At 41.0% G+C, this 22,961-nt stretch carries 19 protein-coding genes; 6 read left to right on the top strand and 13 right to left on the bottom strand.

From position 1 onward, the window contains the following. Positions 1 to 8: 8 nt before the first annotated feature. The 7 genes from carA to ribF form a co-directional block, all read right to left on the bottom strand. Positions 9 to 1,172 carry a glutamine-hydrolyzing carbamoyl-phosphate synthase small subunit gene (gene carA / locus KDJ85_RS14450; RefSeq protein WP_225820268.1) on the bottom strand — a complete coding sequence of 388 codons (1,164 nt, stop codon included), beginning with the start codon at positions 1,170 to 1,172 and terminating at the stop codon, positions 9 to 11. 444 nt (positions 1,173 to 1,616) lie between these two features. Then, the gene (dapB, locus tag KDJ85_RS14445) at positions 1,617 to 2,438 is read right to left on the bottom strand and encodes a 4-hydroxy-tetrahydrodipicolinate reductase (RefSeq protein ID WP_225820267.1); all 822 of its coding nucleotides are present in this window, start codon (positions 2,436 to 2,438) and stop codon (positions 1,617 to 1,619) included. Between the two features lie 291 nt (positions 2,439 to 2,729). Next, complete coding sequence (gene ispH / locus KDJ85_RS14440) at positions 2,730 to 3,683, bottom strand: 4-hydroxy-3-methylbut-2-enyl diphosphate reductase (protein WP_206084536.1); 954 nt, start codon at positions 3,681 to 3,683, stop codon at positions 2,730 to 2,732. After that, positions 3,664 to 4,134, bottom strand: a complete 471-nt coding sequence (gene fkpB, locus KDJ85_RS14435) for an FKBP-type peptidyl-prolyl cis-trans isomerase (RefSeq protein WP_225820266.1) — start codon at positions 4,132 to 4,134, stop codon at positions 3,664 to 3,666. Before fkpB ends, ispH begins: the two co-directional genes overlap by 20 nt. A gap of 83 nt (positions 4,135 to 4,217) precedes the next feature. Next, positions 4,218 to 4,721: a signal peptidase II gene (lspA, locus tag KDJ85_RS14430; RefSeq protein ID WP_206084534.1), complete on the bottom strand. Its 504-nt coding sequence runs from the start codon at positions 4,719 to 4,721 to the stop codon at positions 4,218 to 4,220. Then, complete coding sequence (gene ileS / locus KDJ85_RS14425) at positions 4,721 to 7,531, bottom strand: isoleucine--tRNA ligase (protein WP_225820265.1); 2,811 nt, start codon at positions 7,529 to 7,531, stop codon at positions 4,721 to 4,723. The genes lspA and ileS overlap by 1 nt, the downstream gene beginning before the upstream one ends. Positions 7,532 to 7,559: 28 nt before the next feature. Beyond that, positions 7,560 to 8,498 (bottom strand): bifunctional riboflavin kinase/FAD synthetase, encoded by a 939-nt coding sequence (gene ribF / locus KDJ85_RS14420; RefSeq protein WP_225820264.1) that lies wholly within the window; start codon positions 8,496 to 8,498, stop codon positions 7,560 to 7,562. A 589-nt stretch (positions 8,499 to 9,087) separates the two neighbouring features. Between ribF and rpsT the strand changes: the two genes are divergently transcribed. Next, positions 9,088 to 9,348 carry a 30S ribosomal protein S20 gene (rpsT, locus tag KDJ85_RS14415; protein ID WP_219245692.1) on the top strand — a complete coding sequence of 87 codons (261 nt, stop codon included), beginning with the start codon at positions 9,088 to 9,090 and terminating at the stop codon, positions 9,346 to 9,348. A gap of 58 nt (positions 9,349 to 9,406) precedes the next feature. Here rpsT and nhaR read toward each other — a convergent pair whose 3' ends face one another. Both nhaR and nhaA read right to left on the bottom strand, forming a co-directional pair. Then, positions 9,407 to 10,324 carry a transcriptional activator NhaR gene (nhaR, locus tag KDJ85_RS14410; RefSeq protein WP_225820263.1) on the bottom strand — a complete coding sequence of 306 codons (918 nt, stop codon included), beginning with the start codon at positions 10,322 to 10,324 and terminating at the stop codon, positions 9,407 to 9,409. A 192-nt stretch (positions 10,325 to 10,516) separates the two neighbouring features. Then, positions 10,517 to 11,692 carry a Na+/H+ antiporter NhaA gene (nhaA, locus tag KDJ85_RS14405; protein WP_225820262.1) on the bottom strand — a complete coding sequence of 392 codons (1,176 nt, stop codon included), beginning with the start codon at positions 11,690 to 11,692 and terminating at the stop codon, positions 10,517 to 10,519. Positions 11,693 to 12,085: 393 nt separating this feature from the next. Between nhaA and KDJ85_RS14400 the strand changes: the two genes are divergently transcribed. Then, the gene (locus KDJ85_RS14400; protein ID WP_225820261.1) at positions 12,086 to 12,934 is read left to right on the top strand and encodes an EamA family transporter; all 849 of its coding nucleotides are present in this window, start codon (positions 12,086 to 12,088) and stop codon (positions 12,932 to 12,934) included. A 131-nt stretch (positions 12,935 to 13,065) separates the two neighbouring features. Continuing rightward, positions 13,066 to 14,466: an amidohydrolase gene (locus tag KDJ85_RS14395; protein ID WP_225820260.1), complete on the top strand. Its 1,401-nt coding sequence runs from the start codon at positions 13,066 to 13,068 to the stop codon at positions 14,464 to 14,466. Between the two features lie 66 nt (positions 14,467 to 14,532). On the opposite strand, the gene dnaJ is transcribed toward KDJ85_RS14395, so the two are convergent. Both dnaJ and dnaK read right to left on the bottom strand, forming a co-directional pair. Next, positions 14,533 to 15,672 (bottom strand): molecular chaperone DnaJ, encoded by a 1,140-nt coding sequence (gene dnaJ / locus KDJ85_RS14390; protein ID WP_225820259.1) that lies wholly within the window; start codon positions 15,670 to 15,672, stop codon positions 14,533 to 14,535. Between the two features lie 109 nt (positions 15,673 to 15,781). After that, positions 15,782 to 17,692, bottom strand: coding sequence for a molecular chaperone DnaK (dnaK, locus tag KDJ85_RS14385; protein ID WP_225820258.1), 1,911 nt, complete (start codon positions 17,690 to 17,692; stop codon positions 15,782 to 15,784). Between the two features lie 336 nt (positions 17,693 to 18,028). Between dnaK and satP the strand changes: the two genes are divergently transcribed. Then, the gene (satP, locus tag KDJ85_RS14380; protein WP_225820257.1) at positions 18,029 to 18,595 is read left to right on the top strand and encodes an acetate uptake transporter; all 567 of its coding nucleotides are present in this window, start codon (positions 18,029 to 18,031) and stop codon (positions 18,593 to 18,595) included. Positions 18,596 to 18,652: 57 nt separating this feature from the next. Here satP and mog read toward each other — a convergent pair whose 3' ends face one another. Together mog and tal are read right to left on the bottom strand one after the other, a co-directional pair. After that, positions 18,653 to 19,234, bottom strand: a complete 582-nt coding sequence (mog, locus tag KDJ85_RS14375) for a molybdopterin adenylyltransferase (protein WP_225820256.1) — start codon at positions 19,232 to 19,234, stop codon at positions 18,653 to 18,655. 186 nt (positions 19,235 to 19,420) lie between these two features. Then, positions 19,421 to 20,374 carry a transaldolase gene (gene tal / locus KDJ85_RS14370; protein WP_225820334.1) on the bottom strand — a complete coding sequence of 318 codons (954 nt, stop codon included), beginning with the start codon at positions 20,372 to 20,374 and terminating at the stop codon, positions 19,421 to 19,423. Positions 20,375 to 20,969: 595 nt separating this feature from the next. On the opposite strand from tal, the gene yaaA reads away from it, so the two are divergent. Both yaaA and KDJ85_RS14360 read left to right on the top strand, forming a co-directional pair. Then, positions 20,970 to 21,746, top strand: coding sequence for a peroxide stress protein YaaA (yaaA, locus tag KDJ85_RS14365; RefSeq protein WP_225820255.1), 777 nt, complete (start codon positions 20,970 to 20,972; stop codon positions 21,744 to 21,746). A 191-nt stretch (positions 21,747 to 21,937) separates the two neighbouring features. Beyond that, a complete protein-coding gene (locus KDJ85_RS14360) occupies positions 21,938 to 22,927 on the top strand; it encodes an aldo/keto reductase (RefSeq protein WP_225820254.1) in 990 nt (329 codons plus the stop codon). Positions 22,928 to 22,961 lie beyond the last annotated feature (34 nt).

The following is a 22,961-nucleotide window of genomic DNA, read 5'->3' as shown; positions in this document are numbered from 1 at the left end:
GCTCCCGATTATTGTGCGTTTTGACGTGGTGTGGTTTGACGATATTCGTTAATCAAATCAATGAAGTGATCGAATAAATTTGCTGCATCATGCGGCCCTGAACTTGCTTCAGGATGGCCTTGGAAACTAAATGCAGGTTTATCTGTACGGTGAATACCTTGTAGTGTTCCATCAAATAGTGACTTGTGAGTCACACGCAATGTATCGGGAAGTGTAGATTCATCGACTGCGAAACCATGATTTTGTGCTGTGATCATCACAACATCTCGATCCAAATCTTTCACTGGATGATTTGCTCCGTGATGGCCAAATTTCATTTTTAGGGTATTTGCACCGCTAGCTAAAGCTAATAATTGGTGCCCTAAGCAAATACCAAAAACAGGAATATCCGTTGTTAAAAATGTTTTAATCGCCTTGATTGCATAATCACATGGCGCTGGGTCGCCAGGGCCATTCGACAAGAAAATTCCATCTGGATTCATTGCAAGTACTGTTTCTGCTGATGTTGTCGCAGGCACAACCGTTAAACGACAACCACGGTCAACTAGCATGCGTAGAATGTTGCGTTTTGCACCGAAGTCGTAAGCAACAACATGCAATGGTAACTCTTCAACTGATTTAGCACCTTGTTGGCCGTTTTCTAGCGTCCATGAGCCTTGGTTCCAACGATAAGCTTCTTTAGTACACACTTCTTTTGCTAAATCTAACCCATTGAGCCCAGAAAAGTTACGTGCTTTTTCTAGCGCAAGCGCCACATCAGGGTTGTCTCCTGCAATAATGCACCCATTCTGCGCCCCTTTCTCTCTCAATAAACGGGTCAGTTTACGTGTATCGATATCTGCAATTGCCACAACATTGTGGCGTTTCAGATACTCGGATAGCCCTTCTTGCCCACGAAAGTTACTGTAAACCAATGGTAAGTCACGAATGATTAAGCCTTGAGCATGAACATTTGGGGATTCTTCATCATCAGCATTAGTGCCGACATTACCAATATGGGGATAAGTGAGAGTAACAATTTGGCGGGAATAGGAAGGGTCTGTAATTATTTCTTGATATCCGGTCATTGACGTATTGAAAACGACTTCTCCAACTGCGGCCCCTTCAGCACCGATGGCACGCCCGTGGAATTGGGTTCCGTCTTCCAGAACCAATATAGCTGACTTAATCAAAACACCCTCCGGAGAATAATAAATCACGTTTTTTGCATATTAATTCAGATTTTGCGATCTAAATCAATGCCAAAATGAGTTTTTAAGCAAATTTTTGGCAAATTGCGCGCATTCTAATGATGAGATAGGGTCTTGTCTAGAAAAAAATGCATTTTTTACACTTTTATCTTACTTTTATAGACAGCACCCCCAGTTTACTTAACGTGAGCACTGAAAATGATAGCCAATATGAATAAGTAAACGGTTGCTAAGTAAGATAACTGCATAATTGATAATAACGCAGCTTGAGTTGAGATTAAAGGGAAATTAACTTGAACAAAAGTCAGTTTTACAGATGAATTAAAAAGAAAATAGTGATTTAAAATAAAATAATAATAAAAACCATCATAAACCAATAAATAATTAATAATCTATTGATTTATAATGGTAATTTCAAATTAAAAATCAAAGATCATCAAGACAAAGCACGTCTTTCATATCATATAACCCTGATTTTTTAGCAAAAACCCAAGAGGATGCCTTAATAGCGCCATTTGCAAAGGTCATTCTGCTTGATGCCTTATGTGTGATCTCTACGCGTTCACCGATATCAGCGAACATCGCCGTATGTTCACCAACAATGTCTCCTGCTCGAATTGTTGCAAAACCGATAGTGCCAGCTTCACGCTCACCAGTATAACCTTCACGGGTATATACTGCGCAGTCGTTTAGATCCTTTCCTAACGCACCCGCAATAGATTCCCCCATCGCTAATGCAGTACCAGACGGAGCATCAACTTTGTGACGATGGTGAGCTTCCACAATTTCAATATCGGTGTAAGTTCCCATCACTTTTGCTGCTTTTTCCAGTAATTTAAGGACTAAATTAACACCGACGCTAAAGTTTGCCGCGAACACAATTGGAATGACTTTTGCCGCATCAGCAATGGCTTGTTTCCCTTGTTCATCAAAACCTGTTGTGCCAATAACCATGCCCTTTTGGTTAGCTTTGCAAAATGCTAAATAATGCAGCGTACCTTCAGGCCGAGTGAAATCAATAACAACATCAAAATCATCAACGACTTTATCAAGAGAATCCGTAATATAAATTCCTAGCTTACCAACACCAGCAAGCTCACCTGCATCTGCGCCAATCAGCGAAGAGCCTTCTCGCTCAATAGCAGCGCCTAATTGAATGCCATCTTGTTGCTGTGCCGCTTGAATTAACTGCCGCCCCATACGACCACCTGAGCCGACGATCGCAACACGTACCACTGAATTTGCCATGGTTCATCCTTTTTCATTATTGATGCAAATGACTAAATTTAAACTGTATATCCCACGTGAATATCAATATTTTTCACAAACAATTTAATTTATTATTGCGTTACAGATTAACCATCATGATGAGATTCTGCCAGTATTAATCGACAGTTATTAACAAAAACGTAGAACGCGGGCTTATTATCAGAAAAAGTGTTGGTGATAAGAAAAGTAGGAAAGAAAAACTCAGAATAAAAAAAGACTGAGCCACTTTGATGATACAAAATGACTCTTTGAATAATATGCTGCTATGTATTAGTTAATTTCTTTAACTTCGACTCGTAATTCTTTTGGCACTTCAAAAACAATATTTTCTTCACGGCCTTGCAGTTCAACAACGGAGTCTGCACCAAGCTCTTTTAATCTATCAATAACTTGGCGGACTAAAATATCAGGCGCTGATGCCCCAGCGGTTAAACCAATAATATTTTTATCCGTTAGCCACTCAGTTTGGATGTCTTCTGCACCATCAATCAAAAATGCAGGTTTTTGCATTCTTGATGCAAGTTCAGCAAGACGGTTTGAGTTTGAAGAATTTTTGGAGCCTACAACTAGCACAATATCTGCACGCTCAGCCAGCTCTCTTGCCGCTTCCTGCCTATTGGTTGTTGCATAACAAATATCATCTTTACGAGGCCCAACAATACTTGGGAAACGTGCGGTTAGTGCATCAATGACATCGGAAGTGTCATCCACAGAAAGTGTCGTTTGTGTCATAAACGATAAATTATTTTCGTCTTTGACTTTTAATTTCCAAACATCTTCTGGGCTTTCAACAAGATACATACCACCTTCAGGGTTGCTATATTGCCCCATCGTCCCTTCGACTTCTGGATGCCCTGCATGCCCAATCAAAATCGCTTCTTTGCCTTTACGGCTTGCACGAGCGACTTCCATATGTACTTTAGTCACTAGTGGGCATGTGGCGTCAAATAGCATGGTCAAGTCACGAGAACGTGCTTCTTGACGGATAGCTTGTGACACACCATGCGCAGAAAAAATTAAGATTGAACCATCTGGTACTTCAGAAATTTCTTCAATAAAAATAGCACCACGCTGACGCAAATCATCAACTACATAACGGTTATGAACCACTTCATGACGAACATAGATAGGTGCGCCGTATAGTTCTAATGCCCTTTCTACAATGCTAATTGCGCGGTCAACACCAGCACAAAAACCACGAGGGTTAGCCATTAATATTTGCATTGTGATTCTCCAATTGCGGGTCTACTTCAAGCACTTCAATTTCAAAGCTAATTTGTTGCTCAGCGAGTGGATGATTAAAATCAACCGTGATCGATTCACCTTCGATCGATTTTACTACACCAGGCATTTCGCTGCCATTCATTGCGGTAAATAACATGATAGTCCCAATTTCAGGAATACCTGTATCCATAAAATCACGCAATGAAAAATACTGCACTAAATCAGGGTTATGTTTACCAAAAATAGCATCACCAGGTAATGAAAAATTTTTCTTTTCACCTTCGTTAAGCCCAATTAATTTAGCCTCAAGTTCAGGTGATAACGAATCATTCCCTAACACAAACAACGCAGGCTTTCCTTGTGCGTGTGAAGAGTCTGCTGTAGAGCCATCTTCCAATTTCAATGTGAAATGCAGTAAAACTGCGCTCTGAGCCTGTATTTGAGTAGACATAAACCAAACCTATTTTGTCATAAAATTCAGCCCAGAAAATCTGGGCTGTGTGTTATTACATTGTAACCTATTGTGCTACCAATTTATTTGGCTTTTTCCTGCTTTGGCTTTTCTGGTAAAAAACCTTCCAAAATAACTAAAGCAGCACCAATACAAATTGCCATATCAGCTAGGTTGAATGTTGGCCAGTGCCAATTACCGACATAAATATCAAGGTAATCAACGACAAACCCATGAACCAGACGATCGCTAAGGTTACCAATTGCCCCGCCAATAATGAGTGCGTAAGCAATATTGGAGAGGCGTTTTTGCGCACTTTGGCGGTACATCATCACCATTAAAATAATGGAAATTCCCACAGCAATACCCGCAAAGAACCAACGCTGCCAGCCGCCTTCATCAGCCAAGAAACTAAATGCCGCACCAAAATTTTGGGCGTACATTATGTTGAAAAATGGCATTACAGCATGTGGTTCATACAGATTCAGGTCTTTTAGCACCAACTGCTTTATTCCTAAATCTGCCACGATAATCACGATGGTTAGCCATAACCAACGCAGGCCAGTAGAACAAATAGGCGTCTTCATTAAGCAAACTTACGCAATTCGCCGTCACCGGCTACGTTCGTCACACAGCGACCACAAATTTCTGGTTGCTCGCTTGATGAGCCGATATCGCTCGCATAATGCCAGCAACGTGGGCATTTTTCGCCTTCCGCTTTACTAAAGGCAATTTTAAGGCCTTTTAGCTCGCTCTCTTGCGCATCAGCAGACGCCGTTGCAATATCCGCGACAGTCGCTTGAGAAGTCAGCAGAACGAAACGCAGTTCATCACCTAAACTTTGCAGTTTGTTTGCTAAGTCTTTATCTGCATATAACGTCACCGCAGCCTCTAGTGAGCCACCAATGTGTTTATCTGTACGCGCTTGCTCTAACACTTTATTCACTTCACCACGAACCGCCAGCAGTTCAGACCAGAAGCTGTTATTCATTTCATTTGACTCATCTAAGCCAAATAAGCCGTTATACCATTCTTCGGTTAGAACGAACTGAGCACGTTTTCCTGGCAATTCATTCCAGATTTCGTCTGAAGTGAAAGAAAGCACTGGGGCTATCCAACGTACTAATGCTTCAACGATATGGAACAGAGCTGTTTGGCAGCTACGACGCGCTAAGCTATCGCCTTTCGCTGTGTACTGACGGTCTTTAATGATATCCAGATAAAACGAACCCATTTCGATAGAGCAGAAATGCATTAAACGCTGAATAACGGAAAGGAAATCATATTCATCATACGCTTTGGTGATTTCTTGTTGTGCTTCAAGCGCACGGCTAACCGCCCAACGGTCTAACACCACCATATCTTCAGGTTTCACCATGTCTGTTTCTGGATTGAAACCGTTAAGGTTCGCCAATAAGAAGCGGGCAGTATTACGAATACGGCGATATGAATCCGCTGCACGTTTTAAGATTTCATCAGAAACCGCGATTTCGCCAGTATAATCCGTAGAAGCAACCCATAGACGCAGAATATCTGCACCCAGTTTATTCATGACATCTTGTGGACTTACCGTATTGCCTAATGATTTAGACATTTTACGGCCTTGGCCATCAACGGTGAAACCATGCGTTAATACTTGGCGGTATGGCGCTTTACCTTTCATTGCTGTTGATAACATCAATGAGGACATGAACCAGCCACGGTGTTGATCAGAGCCTTCCAAGTACATGTCAGCTGAATTACCATGGAATTCAGGACGTGCATCAACCACGGCAAAGTGTGTAGACCCTGAGTCAAACCAGACGTCTAGTGTATCTGGCACTTTACGGTAGGTTTCAGCTTCATCACCCAGTAATTCAGCTGGATCGAGATCCCACCATGCTTGAATACCGTCAACTTCAACGCGTTTAGCGACTTCTTCCATTAATTCTAATGTACGAGGATGCAGCTCTTCGGTATCTTTATGAACAAACAAAGACATCGGCGTCCCCCAAGTACGCTGGCGAGAGATACACCAGTCAGGGCGGTTTTCAACCATTGATTCAATACGTGCACGCCCCCAACCAGGGATCCACTGAACGATATCAATTTCTTTCAATGATTGTTCGCGTAAGCCATTTTTATCCATGCCAATAAACCATTGTGGTGTTGCACGGAAAATAACGGGGGTTTTATGACGCCAGCAACATGGATAGCTGTGGGTGATTGCTTTTTTATACAGCAACGCGTCTTTTTCATTTAACAGCTCAACAATCAAATCGTTAGCTTTAAAAATGAACACACCATCCAATGTTGGATAGGTATTGGCTAAGAAACAACCGTCTGGCCCAACAGGGTTTGCTGTCTCTAAACCGTATTTTTGGCCAACCACATAGTCCTCGGGACCATGGCCTGGCGCAGTATGAACAGCACCTGTACCTGCATCTAATGTAACATGGTCACCTAAGATTGCAGGAACATCAAAGCCCATAAATGGGTGCTCAAAGCGCAACAGTTCAAGCGCAGCGCCTTCACATTCGCCTAAAACTGCCCATTCGTCGATACCAACAGTTTTCATTACATCTTCAACAAGGTCAGCCGCTAAAATGACTAATTCGCCATTCGCTTGTACCAAATTGTATTTAAATTCAGGATTCAACGAGATTGCGCGGTTAGCAGGCAATGTCCACGGTGTTGTTGTCCAGATAACCAGTGATGGCGTTTTATCACTCGTAACCCCGAATTTTTCACACACCGCTTTGCTATCTACTGCTGGGAAACGAACGTAGATAGATGGGGAAGTTTTGTCATAATACTCAACTTCAGCTTCAGCTAATGAAGAACCACATGCTGTACACCAATGAACAGGCTTAGCGCCTTTCACTAAATGGCCGTTTGCAATGGTTTTTGCTAACGCTCTGATGATGTGGGCTTCGGTTTTGAAGTCCATGGTTAAGTAAGGTTTATCCCACTCACCTAACACACCGAGACGCATAAAGTCAGCTTTTTGGCCTTCAATTTGCTCTTTTGCATATTGACGGCATTGTGCACGAAATTCAGCGGCGGAAACTTTTTCACCTGGTTTACCCACGATTTGTTCAACTTTGTGTTCAATCGGTAAGCCATGGCAATCCCAACCAGGAATATACGGGGAATCATAACCCGCTAACCCTTTGGATTTAATAATAATATCTTTGAGAATTTTGTTAACTGAGTGACCAATATGAATACTGCCGTTAGCATATGGAGGGCCATCGTGCAGAATAAAAGTTTTCTTGCCCGATTTTGCTTTACGGATTGCCTGATACAAACCTTCTTTGTACCAGCGCTCTAACATCTGTGGTTCGCGTTTAGCGAGATCGCCACGCATTGGGAACCCTGTTTCTGGTAGATTCAGGGTATTTTTATAGTCACTCATCGATTCTCAGTTCCAATTTTCCGCTAAATTATCTGATTCCTATTGCAGTGAGATATTCTCTTGCTGCAATTACATCATTAGCAATTTGCTCCTTAAGCGCTTCCAACGAAGCAAACCGCTGCTCATCACGTAATTTCTTACGTAACACTACATCGATATGACGCCCATATAAATCCATAGTGGCATCAATCAGATGAACTTCTAACTGCGTTCCTTTTCCAGATACAGTCGGTCGTGTGCCGATATTCGCCACACCAGGCAAAGGCTTATCACCTAAACCATAAACTTCTACAGCATACACACCCGTCACTGGTGTGACTAAACGTTTTAATGGTAGGTTTGCCGTCGGAAAACCTATTGTTCTGCCAAGCTGGTTACCATGAACCACTCGCCCACTAATACGATAGGCATGTCCTAACAGGTTTTCCGCCAATTCAAGGTCGTTAACCTGAATTGCCTTACGAATGGCCGTGCTGCTGATGCGAAGACCGGAATCACAAAAGCTTTCTGTATCAGCAACCTCAAACCCAAACTCTTCACCTGCTTGCTGCAAAAAGGCAAAATCCCCCATGCGATTTTTCCCAAAACGGAAATCATCACCAATAGCGAGATATTTCACCCCTAATTTGTCAACCAGTAAATCTGAGACAAACTCAGTGGGTGTTAAAGAGGCAAAGTGCTGGTTAAATTCGACACAAAGAAGGTAGTCAATACCACTGTCTGCGAGGTATTTCACTTTATCTCTTAAACGTGTCAAACGCGCAGGCGCTTTGTCACCAATAAAAAATTCAAGAGGTTGTGGCTCAAAAATCATCACAACCGTAGGTAAGCCAAGTTCCTTACCCTTGAGTTTCAAATTTTGAAGTAATACTTGGTGCCCACGATGAACACCGTCAAAATTACCAATAGTCAGCACGCAACCATGATGGCACGCCCGGATATTCTGTATACCGCGAATTAGCTCCATAACAGGCTCAATACCGAGGAAATTGCAGGATTATACCTTGTACGACGCATAAGGTTAACCTTAGTTCGCAAAAGGTTACATTAAACCCTATTTTTTTGATTCTAACACGACCTAATAGCCATCTATTTTACGTGAACAACAAGCCACAATGCTACCCAATATGAGCAATTAGGCATAGATATCAAAAAATGTTGGGATAACCAATGGATTATCAATACAACAAATTTGTTCCGAGGTCTCTAAAAATATTCAATTTTTATCGTTTTCTCATCAATGCCTATAGCTAAACACATTTCGCGATTAATAAGCAATCAATAAGCGAGCAAATATCATACTCCCCTCTTATTGATGGGCTAAAATTTTTTTCTATCGTGATTGTTTTTAATTTTCTGACATCAATTACGCATTTTTTCACGCTGAGATCTGTATTCTTCTCATATTTGCTGATAGAATCTTGCACCATTCACAGCGCATGGACATCGAAGTACACGATGTTTATTTGCACAAATCCATTGACAAATGCAGGGCGAAAGGGCATATTCCTCGACCTTTGAATTGTCCTCAATAGAATACATTTGGGAGTTGGACCTTGGCTAATATCAAATCAGCTAAGAAACGTGCCGTTCAGTCAGAGAAACGTCGCCAGCACAACGCTAGCCGTCGCTCTATGGTACGTACTTTTATCAAGAAAGTTTACCTTGCTATCGCTGCAGGCGATAAAGAAGCTGCTCAGAAAGCATTCAATGACATGCAACCTATTGTTGATCGTCACGCCGCTAAAGGCCTGATCCACAAAAATAAAGCAGCACGTCATAAAGCTAACTTAGTTGCTCAAATTAAAGCAATGTAATTTTGCTTCTTGATTAGCTAAAAAAACCGGCCTAGGCCGGTTTTTTTATTTGCTTAATTTACCGCTCTAACCTGTCAAATGGCACCGAAAATAATTCTGAAAAATCTTTATTGCAAACTCGCTGTACTGCTGGATGCTGAATCATTCTTTCTGCAAAAATAACGTAATATTCTTCTTTTACATTTTCTAGTCGCCCTAACTCTACAATATCTTCTCCGCCTAAAAGGTCAGGTGTGTACTGCGAAGGAGCAACAAAAATAGCATTATAATGCATGCCAAACGCTTTCATTAATGCAGCATCATCGAACTCGCCTAATACTTCAACTTGTAAATTTTTATTCCGTATCCAAGCTAAAATATGCCGACCTAAAAGATAACGTCTTCCAGGAATCAGTAAGCGACGCTCTTCTAAACATTCAGGAAATGGCTTTTTCGGTATTGGCTGACGGCAAAAAAAGCTCATACTGCATTCACCCAATTTAACGGAAAACAGGCCTTCCTGCTGTGATGAATCAACTGGGCAGTCAGATAAAATCATATCCAACTTATGTTGGCTAAGTTGCTCTAATAACAGCTCGTGAGTTGATTCAAAACAACGCAAGTGAATCTGTTCATGCTCAACAACTGTCGTTTCCAATATTCGGCTAACTAACTGTTTTGACAATGTATCAGCAACACCAACATCAAATAGTAAGTTGGACTCTCTGCTGTAATTAACTATATCGAGCATTTCTTGGCTAAGCATAAACATTTTATCTGCATAGCGAAAAATCAGTTGCCCGAGTTCGGAAGGCACTAAACCACGCCCCTGCCGCTTAAATAATTTACCACCTAAACGCTCTTCTAACGCCTTTATTTGGCCCGTTATGGTCTGAGGAGTCAGGTAAAGTGCTTCAGCCGCTCCGACGACAGAGCCCTCTTTACATACATGCCAAAAGTAGTAAAGATGGTTAAAATTTAAATGTGAAACCCGCATATCGATTCCTTTTGTATCGTCAATAACCACACTTGGTGCTATTCACCATACATATCTACCTGTCCCCATGAATCAGGGGCTTTTATTATGTATAACCGTAGTGTATCTACAAAAGATACACTACGGCATATCATAGAATATTAGTTCGGAAATTCTTACTAATAATTAACTAAATTACTTTATAATTCTAGTTCACGCTAACTGTTTTTGTTTCGGTAAGACTACTCTTAACATAAAATAACCGAGCACGGCTGCCACTGTGGAGCCAATTAAAATACCTAGGCGTGAGTAAGTACTATATACCTCATCAATACCATCGAATGCGAGTCCAGTTATAAAAATAGACATAGTAAAACCGATCCCACATAACACGGAAACGGCAAAAACTTGCTTCAAATTAATCGACTCAGGTAATTTCGCAAAGCCAAGTTTTACCGAAATCCAACTAAATAAGAAAATCCCAATTGGCTTACCCAATATCAGCCCTGCTGCAACTCCTAGTGGCAATGGACTCAACAAGCCATCAAAAGTCACACCTTGCAACTGCACACCTGAATTTGCAAATGCAAAAATAGGTAAGATTAAATAGACAACCCACGGATGTAAGACATGCTCAAGCTCTTCAGAAGGTTTTGTTTGGTTTGTGCCCCTTAATGGAATTAAGAAACCAACGATCACTCCCGCTAATGTTGCATGAACACCTGACTTTAATATACATACCCACAATATCAGCCCTATAACTAAATAAGCTGCTGTATTTTCCACTTGGCGCCAATTCATTGTGACCAATATTGCAATACATAAGGCAGCTAAGCCGAGCGCAATCATTGACACAGAACTTGTATAGAAAAAGGCAATAATCACAATAACACCAAGATCATCGATAATAGCTAGCGCCAATAAAAAGACCTTTAACTCAGTGGGTACTCGCTTACCTAATAACGCCATCACTCCCAAAGCAAATGCAATATCTGTTGCCGCAGGTATTGCCCAACCTTGTTGAGTAATTTCATTTCCACCGTTAAAAAGCAGATAAACGAGAGCAGGAGCAATCATCCCACCTAATGCTGCAATTGCTGGAAATATTGCTTTATCACGACTTGCAAGGGATCCCTCCAATAATTCACGTTTAACCTCAAGACCTACGACTAAGAAAAAAATAGCCATAAAGAAGTCATTAATCCATAAAATTAATGGTTTATCTAAGCTGAAGTCTGAAATTTTAATCGAGACCGGAATCTCTAAAAATTGCTGATAAGCCCCTTGTAATGGCGTATTAGCCATGATCAAAGCAACTATGGCAGCAATAATCAGGAGTAAGCCCCCTGCTGCTTCTAACCTTAAAAATTTACGAATAATTGCTGTCATTTTTTTTAACCTCAATATTTTTTGAATGTTAATATTATGCTAATTATTAATTCGTAAAAAATCGTTTATTCATCCATTAATCATCGGAATTTACGATATATTTAGGTTAGAGATCACTAAAAATGATAATGAAACGTTAATTTCACTATAGACAACTTTTATAAAAACAAATAATAAATTTTTTAAAAAAGTAACTTTATAAATTCAATTTTTTCTCGTTTTTTATAATTTACTTTTTTTGACGATCTTGAGGCAATCATCGATTTTTTATGTCCGAAGGCTTTCCCAATAATTTTTAATGTGGGAGACTGGATTACAATAATTTTGCGAAACGCTTAGCAAAAATAAATAACTTTATTTTTCAGACAAAAAACTCACTTTTACACGTTAATTATGACAACTTACGTATTACTCGCCGTCCTTTTTGCTGCTTTTTGCCATGCAACTTGGAACGCTTTAGTTAAATTTGGTAATGACCGTTTTTTTGGTCTCGTCATGATCTCTTTTTTTTCGGGAGTGCTCGCCATTCCAGCTATATTCTGGTTAGGACTACCTTCTCCCCAAGCAATGTACTGGTTGGCCTTATCGGTATTGTTCCATATTGGCTATACCTACTTTTTAAGCCAGGCCTATACTCACGGTGATTTGAGCCAGATTTACCCTATTTCACGAGGTTCCGCGCCACTGATTACGGCATTACTTGGCGCTGTATTATTCAATGAGTTTATTCCATTAATAGGTTTTATTGGCATACTGCTCATTATTAGTGGTGTTTTACTCATCGCCTTTGCTGGAAGAAAATTTCAATTAAATATCAAAGGAAAAGCGTTATCTTTTGCCTTATGTACAGCCTTTTTCACTGCCTGCTACACACTTTCAGATGGCCACGGAGCACGAGCCAGTGAAGACCCTGTCGTCTACACGCTTTGGCTCTTTTTATTAAATGGTATCGTCTTAACTGTTTCAGGTATTATTAAATATCGCACAACACTTGTGCTCGGTATTCAGCAATATTGGCGTTCTGGGTTATTAGGTGGGTTAATGCAATTAGTGAGCTATGGCATTGCCATTTGGGCAATGAGCCAAGCACCTATCGTTATGGTAGCAGCCATCAGAGAAACCAGCGTACTCTTTGCAATGTTCCTTTCGATTGTCTTTTTAAAAGAAAAATTCAACTTAATGCGAGTTCTTGCCTGCATAGTTATTTTATCGGGGGTTTTACTTGCCAAACTTGGCAGTTAGCCCGCAATAAGGGACTAAACATAAATATTAATCCCTTATATTTAGGTATTAGAGTGTGTGGTTTTTAATAAATCCACTTGAGCCTTTTATAAAGAATAAAAACTGATTTTTCATTTAGATATGAGGTAACAATGTCTTTTACAAAATCCTTATTAGCCCTCGCAACAATGACGGCTTCTTTTGCCAGTTTTTCAGCCACACCTGCGGATATGATGATTGTTGATGGTACAGTCTTAACGATGGATGCTAAAAATCGGATTATCGAAAACGGCACTGTGGTTATTAAAGAAAATAAAATCATTGCTGTCGGTGGCCCTGAACTGACTAAAGATTACCAAGCTCCAAAGGTATTAAATGTTGAAGGCGATATTGTCATGCCTGGTCTAATTAATACCCATACTCATGCATCAATGACTGTTTTTCGTTCATTGGCGGATGATGTTCCAGACCGCTTGCATCGTTATATATTTCCCCTAGAAAACAAGATGGTAAGCCGTGAAATGGTACGCGTGGGTGCGAATCTTGCCAATATTGAAATGATTAAGGGGGGCGTCACAACATATGTCGATATGTATTATTTTGAAGACGAAGTGGCAAAAACGGTTGATAAAATTGGCTTAAGAGCTGTTTTAGGTGAGACAGTGATCCAGTTTCCTGTTGCTGATGCACAAAATGCAGATGAAGGTATTCAATATGCAGTGAATTTTATTAATCAATACAAAGACCATCCACGCATAACTCCAGCTTTTGCACCCCATGCTCCATATACCAACTCAACTGAACATTTACAGCAAATTTCAACATTATCTCAAGAATTAAATGTTCCAGTCATGATCCACTTAGCCGAAACTGATCGCGAGCAAGAAGAAATTGCTAAGCGAACAGGTGGTAAAAGCCCCGTTCAATACATGGCTGATATTGGTGCACTGAATAATAAAGTCATTGCTGCACACGCTATTATGGTGAATGAGCAAGATATGGATTTGCTGAAAAAATACGATGTCGGTGTCGCACATAATATCAGTGCCAACACCAAATCAGCAAAAGGCGTTGCGCCTGTCACGACTATGTTAGAAAAAGGTATTCGAGTAGGGTTAGGAACCGATGGCCCAATGTCGAGTAATACTCTAACAACATTAAATGAGCTTAATTTGGTCGGCAAAATTCATAAACTAGAGAACAAAGACCGAGCTGCAATGCCTCCGCTCACTGTTATCGAGCTAGCCACCAAAGGCTCAGCTAAAGTTTTGCATATGGAAGATAAATTAGGCTCACTTGAAGCGGGTAAACTTGCAGATATTATTGTTATTGATACTAAATCACCTAATATGGTTCCAATGTATAGTCCATATGCCGCACTTGTTTATGGTGCGAATGGGGCTAATGTTCGCCATACGATAGTAGACGGTAAAGTTTTGATGCAAGACCGCCAATTACTCACCGCTGATGAAAAAGTGATTATCCAAGAAGCACAAGACTTTGCAAATAAAGTACGCGAAACCGTTATTGCTAGCGGGGAAGTGGTTAAATAACATAAAAAAATGGCTGGTTCTGTATTTCACAGGCCAGCCATTCTAATTTATAAAATAACTAACACATTATTTGTTCGTTAAATCATCAAAGAATTTTTTCACGCCATCTAGGAAGCTTTTGGAACGCGGACTATTTTTTTCTCCGCTTTTGCCACCTAAAGACTCGCCAAACTCTTTGAGTAACGCTTTTTGTTTCTCATTCAGTTTTACGGGAGTTTCAACAACAATGTGGCACATCAAATCACCTTGCAGACCTCCACGCACAGATTTCACGCCTTTTCCTTTCATACGGAAAATTTTACCTGTTTGTGTCTCTGCTGGAATTTTCAGTTTTACACGACCATCAAGGGTTGGAACTTCAATTTCACCACCCAAAGCTGCATCGGCAAAGTTAATTGGTACTTCACAATGCAGGTTATTACCATCACGTTCAAAAATATTATGAGGTAATACATGAACTTGAACAAATAAATCGCCTGCTGGAGCTCCGTTCTCACCCGCTTCACCTTCACCCGATAAGCGAACGCGGTCGCCCGTATCAACACCCGCTGGAATTTTAACTGATAGTGTTTTATATCTTTCAACACGACCATGACCATGACATTTATTGCATGGGTCTTTGATCACTTTTCCGCGACCGTGACAAGTTGGGCAAGGTTGTTGTACCGAGAAAAAGCCTTGGCGCATGTGCACTTGGCCCATACCATGACAAGTAGAACAAGTATCAGCACTGGTTCCTGGTTTCGCACCATTACCATGGCACACATCACAGGTTTCTAGCGTCGGAATACGAATTTCTTTGGTCACTCCACGGACAGCCTCTTCAAGAGTCAATTCCATGTTGTACTGCAGATCAGAGCCACGGCTTGGGCGTTGTTGTCTGCGACCGCCTCCGAAAATATCACCGAAGACGTCACCAAAGATATCGCTAAAGTCAGCGCCACCGCCAAACCCGCCACCACCGCCCATTCCGCCTTGTTCAAACGCGGCATGACCATATTGGTCATAAGCGGCACGTTTTTGCTCATCGGAAAGAACTTCGTAAGCTTCTTTAATTTCTTTAAATTTTTCTTCAGATTCGTCTTTATTGCCCTGATTACGGTCAGGATGGTATTTCATTGCTAAGCGCTTATACGCTCTTTTAATGTCTTTTTCTGAAGCATTCTTTTCAAGTTCTAAAACCTGATAAAAGTCTCTTTTTGCCATTTAATTTACCCTTAACATGCGGAACGGGCGCAGAGTTCCCTCAACGCCCGTATCCGGTATCAGTAACTATTAACCATCTTCGCTACAGCTACTGCGCCCGCTAAGGGCATTATTTTTTGTCTTTGTCGTTAACTTCTTCAAACTCAGCGTCAACAACATCATCATCTTTCTTAGCTTCTGCGCCAGCTGCACCGCCTGCTTGAGCTTGTTGCTGTGCGATTTCCAGAAGTTTTGCAGATGCAGTGACTAAAGCTTGGATTTTCGCTTCGATATCTGCTTTATCTTCGCCTTTCGCTGCAGCTTCTAACTCAGATGTTGCTTTTTCGATGTTTGCTTTATCGTCCGCTGGTAATTTGTCACCTGCTTCTTCGATTTGTTTGCGTGTACCGTGAACCAGTTGGTCAGCTTGGTTACGAACCTGCACTAACTCTTCAAATTTACGGTCAGCTTCTGCGTTCGCTTCTGCGTCACGTACCATTTTTTCGATTTCTTCGTCGTTCAGGCCTGAAGAAGCCTTAATGGTGATGTTTTGCTCACGACCGCTGTTTTTGTCTTTCGCAGACACATGCAAGATACCATCAGCATCGATGTCGAAAGTCACTTCGATTTGTGGCATACCACGTGGTGCTGCTTGGATACCGTCTAAGTTAAATTGACCCAGTGATTTGTTATCACCCGCACGTTTACGTTCACCTTGCAGAACATGGATCGTCACAGCTGCTTGGTTATCTTCCGCAGTTGAGAACACTTGGCTGTGTTTTGTTGGGATAGTGGTATTCTTCGAAATTAACGAAGTCATCACGCCACCCATGGTTTCGATACCTAAAGACAGAGGCGTTACGTCAAGTAACAGAACGTCTTTAACATCACCAGCTAAAACACCACCTTGTACTGCCGCACCCATTGCAACCGCTTCGTCTGGGTTCACGTCTTTACGTGGTTCTTTACCAAAGAAGTCAGCAACAACTTTTTGAACCATTGGCATACGTGTTTGGCCACCGACTAAAATAACGTCGTTGATTTCGCTCACGCTTAAGCCTGCATCTTGCAATGCAACTTTCACTGGCTCCATTGAACGTTTAACTAAATCTTCTACCAGTGACTCTAATTTTGCACGAGTCACTTTGATGTTCATGTGTTTTGGACCTGTTGCATCAGCAGTGATATATGGCAGGTTCACATCAGTTTGTTGTGCAGAAGACAGCTCAATTTTCGCTTTTTCTGCAGATTCTTTCAGACGTTGCATTGCTAACGGATCGTTACGCAGGTCAACACCTTGTTCTTTTTTGAATTCTTCAACTAAGTAGTTGATTAAACGTGTATCGAAGTCTTCACCACCTAAGTGAGTATCACCATTGGTTGCTAACACTTCATAGGTTTTTTCGCCATCAACTTCATCGATTTCGATGATTGATAAGTCGAATGTACCACCACCTAAGTCGTAAACAGCAATTGTACGGTTACCGACTTCTCTATCTAAACCATAAGCTAATGCTGCTGCTGTTGGTTCGTTGATAATACGTTTTACTTCTAAACCAGCGATACGACCCGCATCTTTAGTTGCTTGACGCTGAGCATCGTTAAAGTAAGCAGGAACAGTGATAACCGCTTCTGTAACCGGCTCACCCAAGTAATCTTCCGCTGTTTTCTTCATTTTTTTCAGAACTTCAGCTGAAACTTGTGGTGGAGCCATTTTTTGGCCTTTCACATCTAACCAAGCATCGCCGTTATCTGCAGCAATGATTTTGTATGGCATGATAGCGACATCGCGCTGAACTTCTTCGTCTTGGAAACGACGACCAATCAAACGTTTGATTGCAAATAAAGTATTTTCTGGGTTAGTAACAGCCTGACGTTTTGCTGGCTGACCAACTAAAATTTCACCATCTTGAGTGTACGCAATGATGGAAGGAGTAGTTCTGTCACCCTCGCTGTTCTCCAGAACACGAGCGGTAGTACCATCCATAATTGCAACGCATGAGTTAGTTGTACCCAAGTCGATACCAATAATTTTACCCATCTAAAACGCCTCCAAAGGAATTCTTTTCACTATGATTTCGATATCAATCTATATGCGGCTCAATATTTCTTTTTCAAGGGTATTTTTCACCCTGAGCCTAAATTATTTTTCAATACGCAATAATTCACAGAGATATCGGTTGATGCTTTAAAGATGGGGTCGTAAATCCATTCATCAAGGGGGGAATTAAAAAAAATTTGCATTTATTGCAAAAAAACCTGTCTTGTGATCATTGTTTAGGCAACTAAAACTGCGTATGATTCGCCGCCACTGCCATTTTAGCGGTGTTTATTTCTTTTTATCTATTTGAATTTTATATATTTTACCAGAGGTTATATGCAGTCTAGCTCTCTTGCAAATCCAGGCCCACTTGGTTTACTAGGCTTTGGTATGACAACCATCCTGTTGAATATTCATAACGCAGGATTTTTTCCGCTTTCATCCGTTATTTTGAGCATGGGTATTTTTTATGGTGGGATTGCCCAATTTATCGCAGGGCTGATTGAATATAAAAAGGGCAATACATTTGGCGCAACCGCATTTACCTCTTATGGGATGTTTTGGATTGCATTAGTTGGTTTATTATTTTTACCAACTATGGGGTTAGCCGAAGCCACCTCGCCTGAATTTTTAGGCGTTTTTCTTGCTATTTGGGGTATTTTTACCTTTTTCATGTTTCTTGGCACATTTAAAGCTAACGTTGTACTGCAATTTGTTTTTGGTAGCTTAACGGTCTTATTTGCTTTACTTGCTATTGGCAATCTGACGGGCAACGCTGCGCTACTAAAATTTGCAGGTTTTGAAGGAATTATCTGTGGCGCGAGTGCGTTCTATTTAGCGGTCGCAGAAGTGTTAAATGAGCAATACGGCAGAACTGTGCTACCTATTGGACAACGTGGCTAATTATTGATAATGGTATTTAATCAGGTGAGTGAATGCTCACCTGATTGTATTCAAAACTTATTCAGTACGAATCGCCGATTTCGGCCTAAACGCCTTAACGATTGCAGGATCAGTTTCCACATACGGGCCATCGAGCAATTGAATGCAATAAGGAACACTGGCAAAAATCCCCGATACTAGTACATTTCCTTCTTTATCTTTCAACCCTTCCAATGTTTCAGCAATGGCTTTTGGCTGCCCTGGTAAGTTTAAAATTAAGGCCTGATTGCGGATCACGCCGACTTGACGCGATAAAATAGCCGTGGGAACGAATTTCAAGCTAATTTGGCGCATTTGCTCACCAAACCCTGGCATTTCACGATCAGCGATGGCTAACGTTGCATCAGGTGTCACATCACGACGAGCAGGCCCTGTACCACCAGTTGTAAGCACTAAATGGCATGCAAACTCGTCCACCAGCTCACACAAAGTTTGTTCAATCATGACTTGCTCATCTGGAATTAACCGCGTTTCAATACGAAAAGGCGTTGTTAGCGTTTTTGCTAACCACTCTTCTAATGCAGGAATGCCTTTATCTTCATAAATACCACTCGAAGCACGATCAGAAACAGAAACCAGACCTATGCGCAATTCATTCATACAAACCTCAAAAATTGACTTATCAGAAACTGTTTATTTGCCCATAAACAGGTGCGATATCATACCATGAAGCATATTTTCATGCAGCGTTGTGGTTTTTTTATATTTAAATTGAGATATAAATCAATGAAAAATAGCCATAAAAAAACCCAGCCAATTGGCTGGGTTTTGACGACGCTAGAAAAATTACAGTAAATCTGCAATCATTTTTTCCAGTTTTTCTTGGTCTATAGCAAACTTACGGATACCGTCAGACAGTTTATCAACTGCCATTGGATCTTGGTTATGCTGCCAGTAGAATTCAGCTTCGGTCAGTTTAGCACCTGGCTCTTGCGTTTTACCCGCATCAGTCAGTTTACGTACTAATGTGCCTTCAGACTCAGACAGCTCTTTCAGTAAGCCTGGGGAGATTGTTAAGCGATCGCAACCTGCTAATTCAATGATTTCGCCCACATTACGGAAACTTGCACCCATAACAACTGTTTTATAGCCGTGTGCTTTATAGTAGTTATAGATTTCAGTTACAGAAACCACACCTGGATCTTCTTGTGGTGCAAACTCTTTTTTGTCAGTATTTGCTTTGTACCAGTCAAGGATACGGCCCACGAATGGAGAGATCAGGTAAACACCTGCTTCTGCACAAGCGCGTGCTTGAGCAAAAGAGAATAATAAAGTCAGGTTACAGTTGATGCCTTCTTTTTCTAGTTTTTCCGCTGCACGGATACCCTGCCAAGTAGACGCTAATTTAATCAAGATGCGATCATTGCTGATACCCGCATCGTTGTACATTTTGATTAAATGACGTGCTTTAGCAATACAGGCTTCTTCGTCATAAGAAAGACGTGCATCAACTTCGGTAGAAATACGACCCGGAACTAATTTCAGAATTTCCAGACCGATATTCACAGCCAGTTTGTCACAAGCATCAATAATTTGTTGCTCACGATTGCTGCTTTGCTTACGTGCCCATTCAACCGCTTCATCAATTAATTTACGGTACTCAGGAATTTGTGCAGCATTTAAGATTAGCGACGGGTTGGTGGTCGCATCTTGTGGTTTGTAAAGCTTCATTGCTTCGATGTCGCCAGTATCAGCAACAACAGTTGTCAGACTACGTAAGGAGGTCAGTTTATCGGTCATTTCTTTAGTCTCGTTGTTATACCCGTCATATTTCAAGTTGTAGCGGTGTTGGCTACGCTCTCTCGCTCTAGTCACATACTAATGTATGCTCCTAGAGACTCGTTTACTTGCCGCCTACCTACAACTTGAAGTATTTAGGGTAACCCGTCATGCTCCAAGCTGTAGCGGTGTTGGCTACGCTCTCTCGCTCTAGTCACATGCTAATATATGCTCCTAGAAACTCGTTTACTTGCCGCCTACCTACAACTTGAAGTATTTAGGGTAACCCGTCATGCTCCAAGCTGTAGCGGTGTTGGCTAACAGGCTGCAACTTGAATTACTTTGCGTATTATAAAGGAATTGTGGCTATCGCCGCACCGTCTACAGATAATATCATGCATCCATATTGCTGCAAGCAAGGAAATCTAGTCAAAAGCAACTATTTGATTGGCAAACGGTTTCGCAACTTGATATCAAGCTGAATCCTTTTAGCGAAATATTTCGTTAGCTAACAATAACAAAGAATAATATTGATTTGGCTTATTGCATCAATTAGCTATTTAGGATGAATTTTTGCTAAAGTAAGCGTTATTATTCTTTTATAAAGGGTCAAGTCATGCTTATTACTATTTCACCTGCAAAAACATTAGACTACGAAAGCCCACTTGCGACAGTGCAATTTACGCAACCTGAGTTATTAGCAGAATCGCAAAAACTCATCAAAGAATGTCGTAAGTTAACCCCTGTGGATATCGCCAGTTTAATGAAAATTAGTGATAAATTGGCAGGCCTCAACGCCGCTCGTTTTGCAGAATGGCACGCAGACTTTACCCCTGAAAATGCACGCCAAGCCATTTTAGCGTTTAAAGGTGATGTTTATACCGGGATGAAAGCAGAGACTTTTTCTCCAGCAGATTTCGAGTTTGCCCAGTCTCATTTACGTATTTTATCTGGCCTTTATGGTATTTTGCGCCCATTAGATTTAATGCAACCTTATCGCCTTGAAATGGGAATTCCACTAAAGAATACCCGTGGTAAAAACCTCTATGAATTCTGGGGCGATATCATTACCAAACAATTGAACCTGGCACTTGCTCAGCAGAACGACAAAGTTTTAGTTAACCTTGCTTCCGATGAATATTTTAAATCTGTAAATACCAAAAAATTAGATGGGCAGATTATTAAGCCTGTTTTCCTTGATGAGAAAAACGGCAAATATAAAGTCATCAGCTTTTATGCAAAGAAAGCACGCGGTTTAATGAGCAGATTTATTATTCAAAATAAACTGACAAAAACCGAGCAATTGCCTGACTTTAATTTAGAAGGTTATCAATTTGATGAAAGCCAATCTAAAGGTAATGAGCTCATTTTTACTCGCCCAGAACAAATCTAATCCTCTAATAACGGGTATTGACTCACAATTAGTACCCGTCGCTTTCAATACATCCTAAAATTCTTCGTACACCATCACAATTTCACGATAAAACGACCATACTAAATTAAATTAGCATTGATTCCTCAGCTCACATTTGGGGTTTATGACAATATCAGAGTGATTTTTGCTTACTATTTTGGAGGTGAAGTATGCCTTATGTCGCATCATCAAAGCGCTATACTGAAATGGAATACCGTTTATGTGGCCGCAGTGGGCTGCGTTTACCACTGATTTCCTTAGGCTTATGGCATAATTTTGGCGATAACAAATCGTTTGATAACTGCCAAGCTATGCTGCGCCATGCTTTTGACCTTGGTATTACGCATTTTGATCTTGCCAATAACTATGGCCCTCCACCAGGATCTGCCGAAACAAAATTTGGCCAGATCTTACATCGAGATTTTCTACCTTATCGCGATGAAATGATCATTTCATCAAAAGCGGGGTTTACCATGTGGGATGGGCCCTATGGCGATTGGGGAAGCAAAAAATATTTGGTTGCCAGTCTTAATCAAAGTTTAAAGCGTATGGGACTTGATTATGTGGATATTTTTTACCACCATCGTCCAGACCCTGATACGCCATTAGAAGAAACTATGGCTGCCCTTGACTTAATTGTTCGCCAAGGAAAAGCACTGTACGTTGGGATTTCAAACTATCCCGCCGATTTAGCGAAAGAGGCCATTGGCATTCTGACTGAATTAGGAACGCCCTGCCTTATCCACCAACCAAAATATTCCATGCTTGAACGCACGCCCGAAGAAGGTTTGCTTGATGTTCTTGAAGAAGAAGGCGTAGGTTCAATCGCATATTCTCCACTTGCTGGCGGGATCTTAACGGATCGCTATTTAAATGGTATCCCTGCTGACTCACGAGCTGCAGGTAATCCGTCACTGCCTCCTGAGCGACTGACTTCTGCTATCTTAGCAAAAGTTAAACAATTGAATGAAATTGCGGCAAAACGCGATCAAAAGCTGAGCCAAATGGCATTAGCGTGGTTATTACGCCATGATAGGATCACTTCCGTTTTAATTGGGGCAAGCCGTATTAGCCAAATTGATGACGCGATAGGGATCTTAAAAAACCGCGATTTCAGCCAAGAAGAGCTGAAATCCATTGAGCTGATATTAGAAAGTTAATGCTATTCGCACAAGTTGCAGGTTCCCCTGCAAC

The organism is Providencia vermicola (assembly GCF_020381325.1).
Lineage (GTDB): Bacteria > Pseudomonadota > Gammaproteobacteria > Enterobacterales > Enterobacteriaceae > Providencia > Providencia vermicola.
The sequence above is the reverse complement of the archived record's forward strand: the minus strand, read 5'-3'. Positions and strand labels throughout refer to the sequence as shown.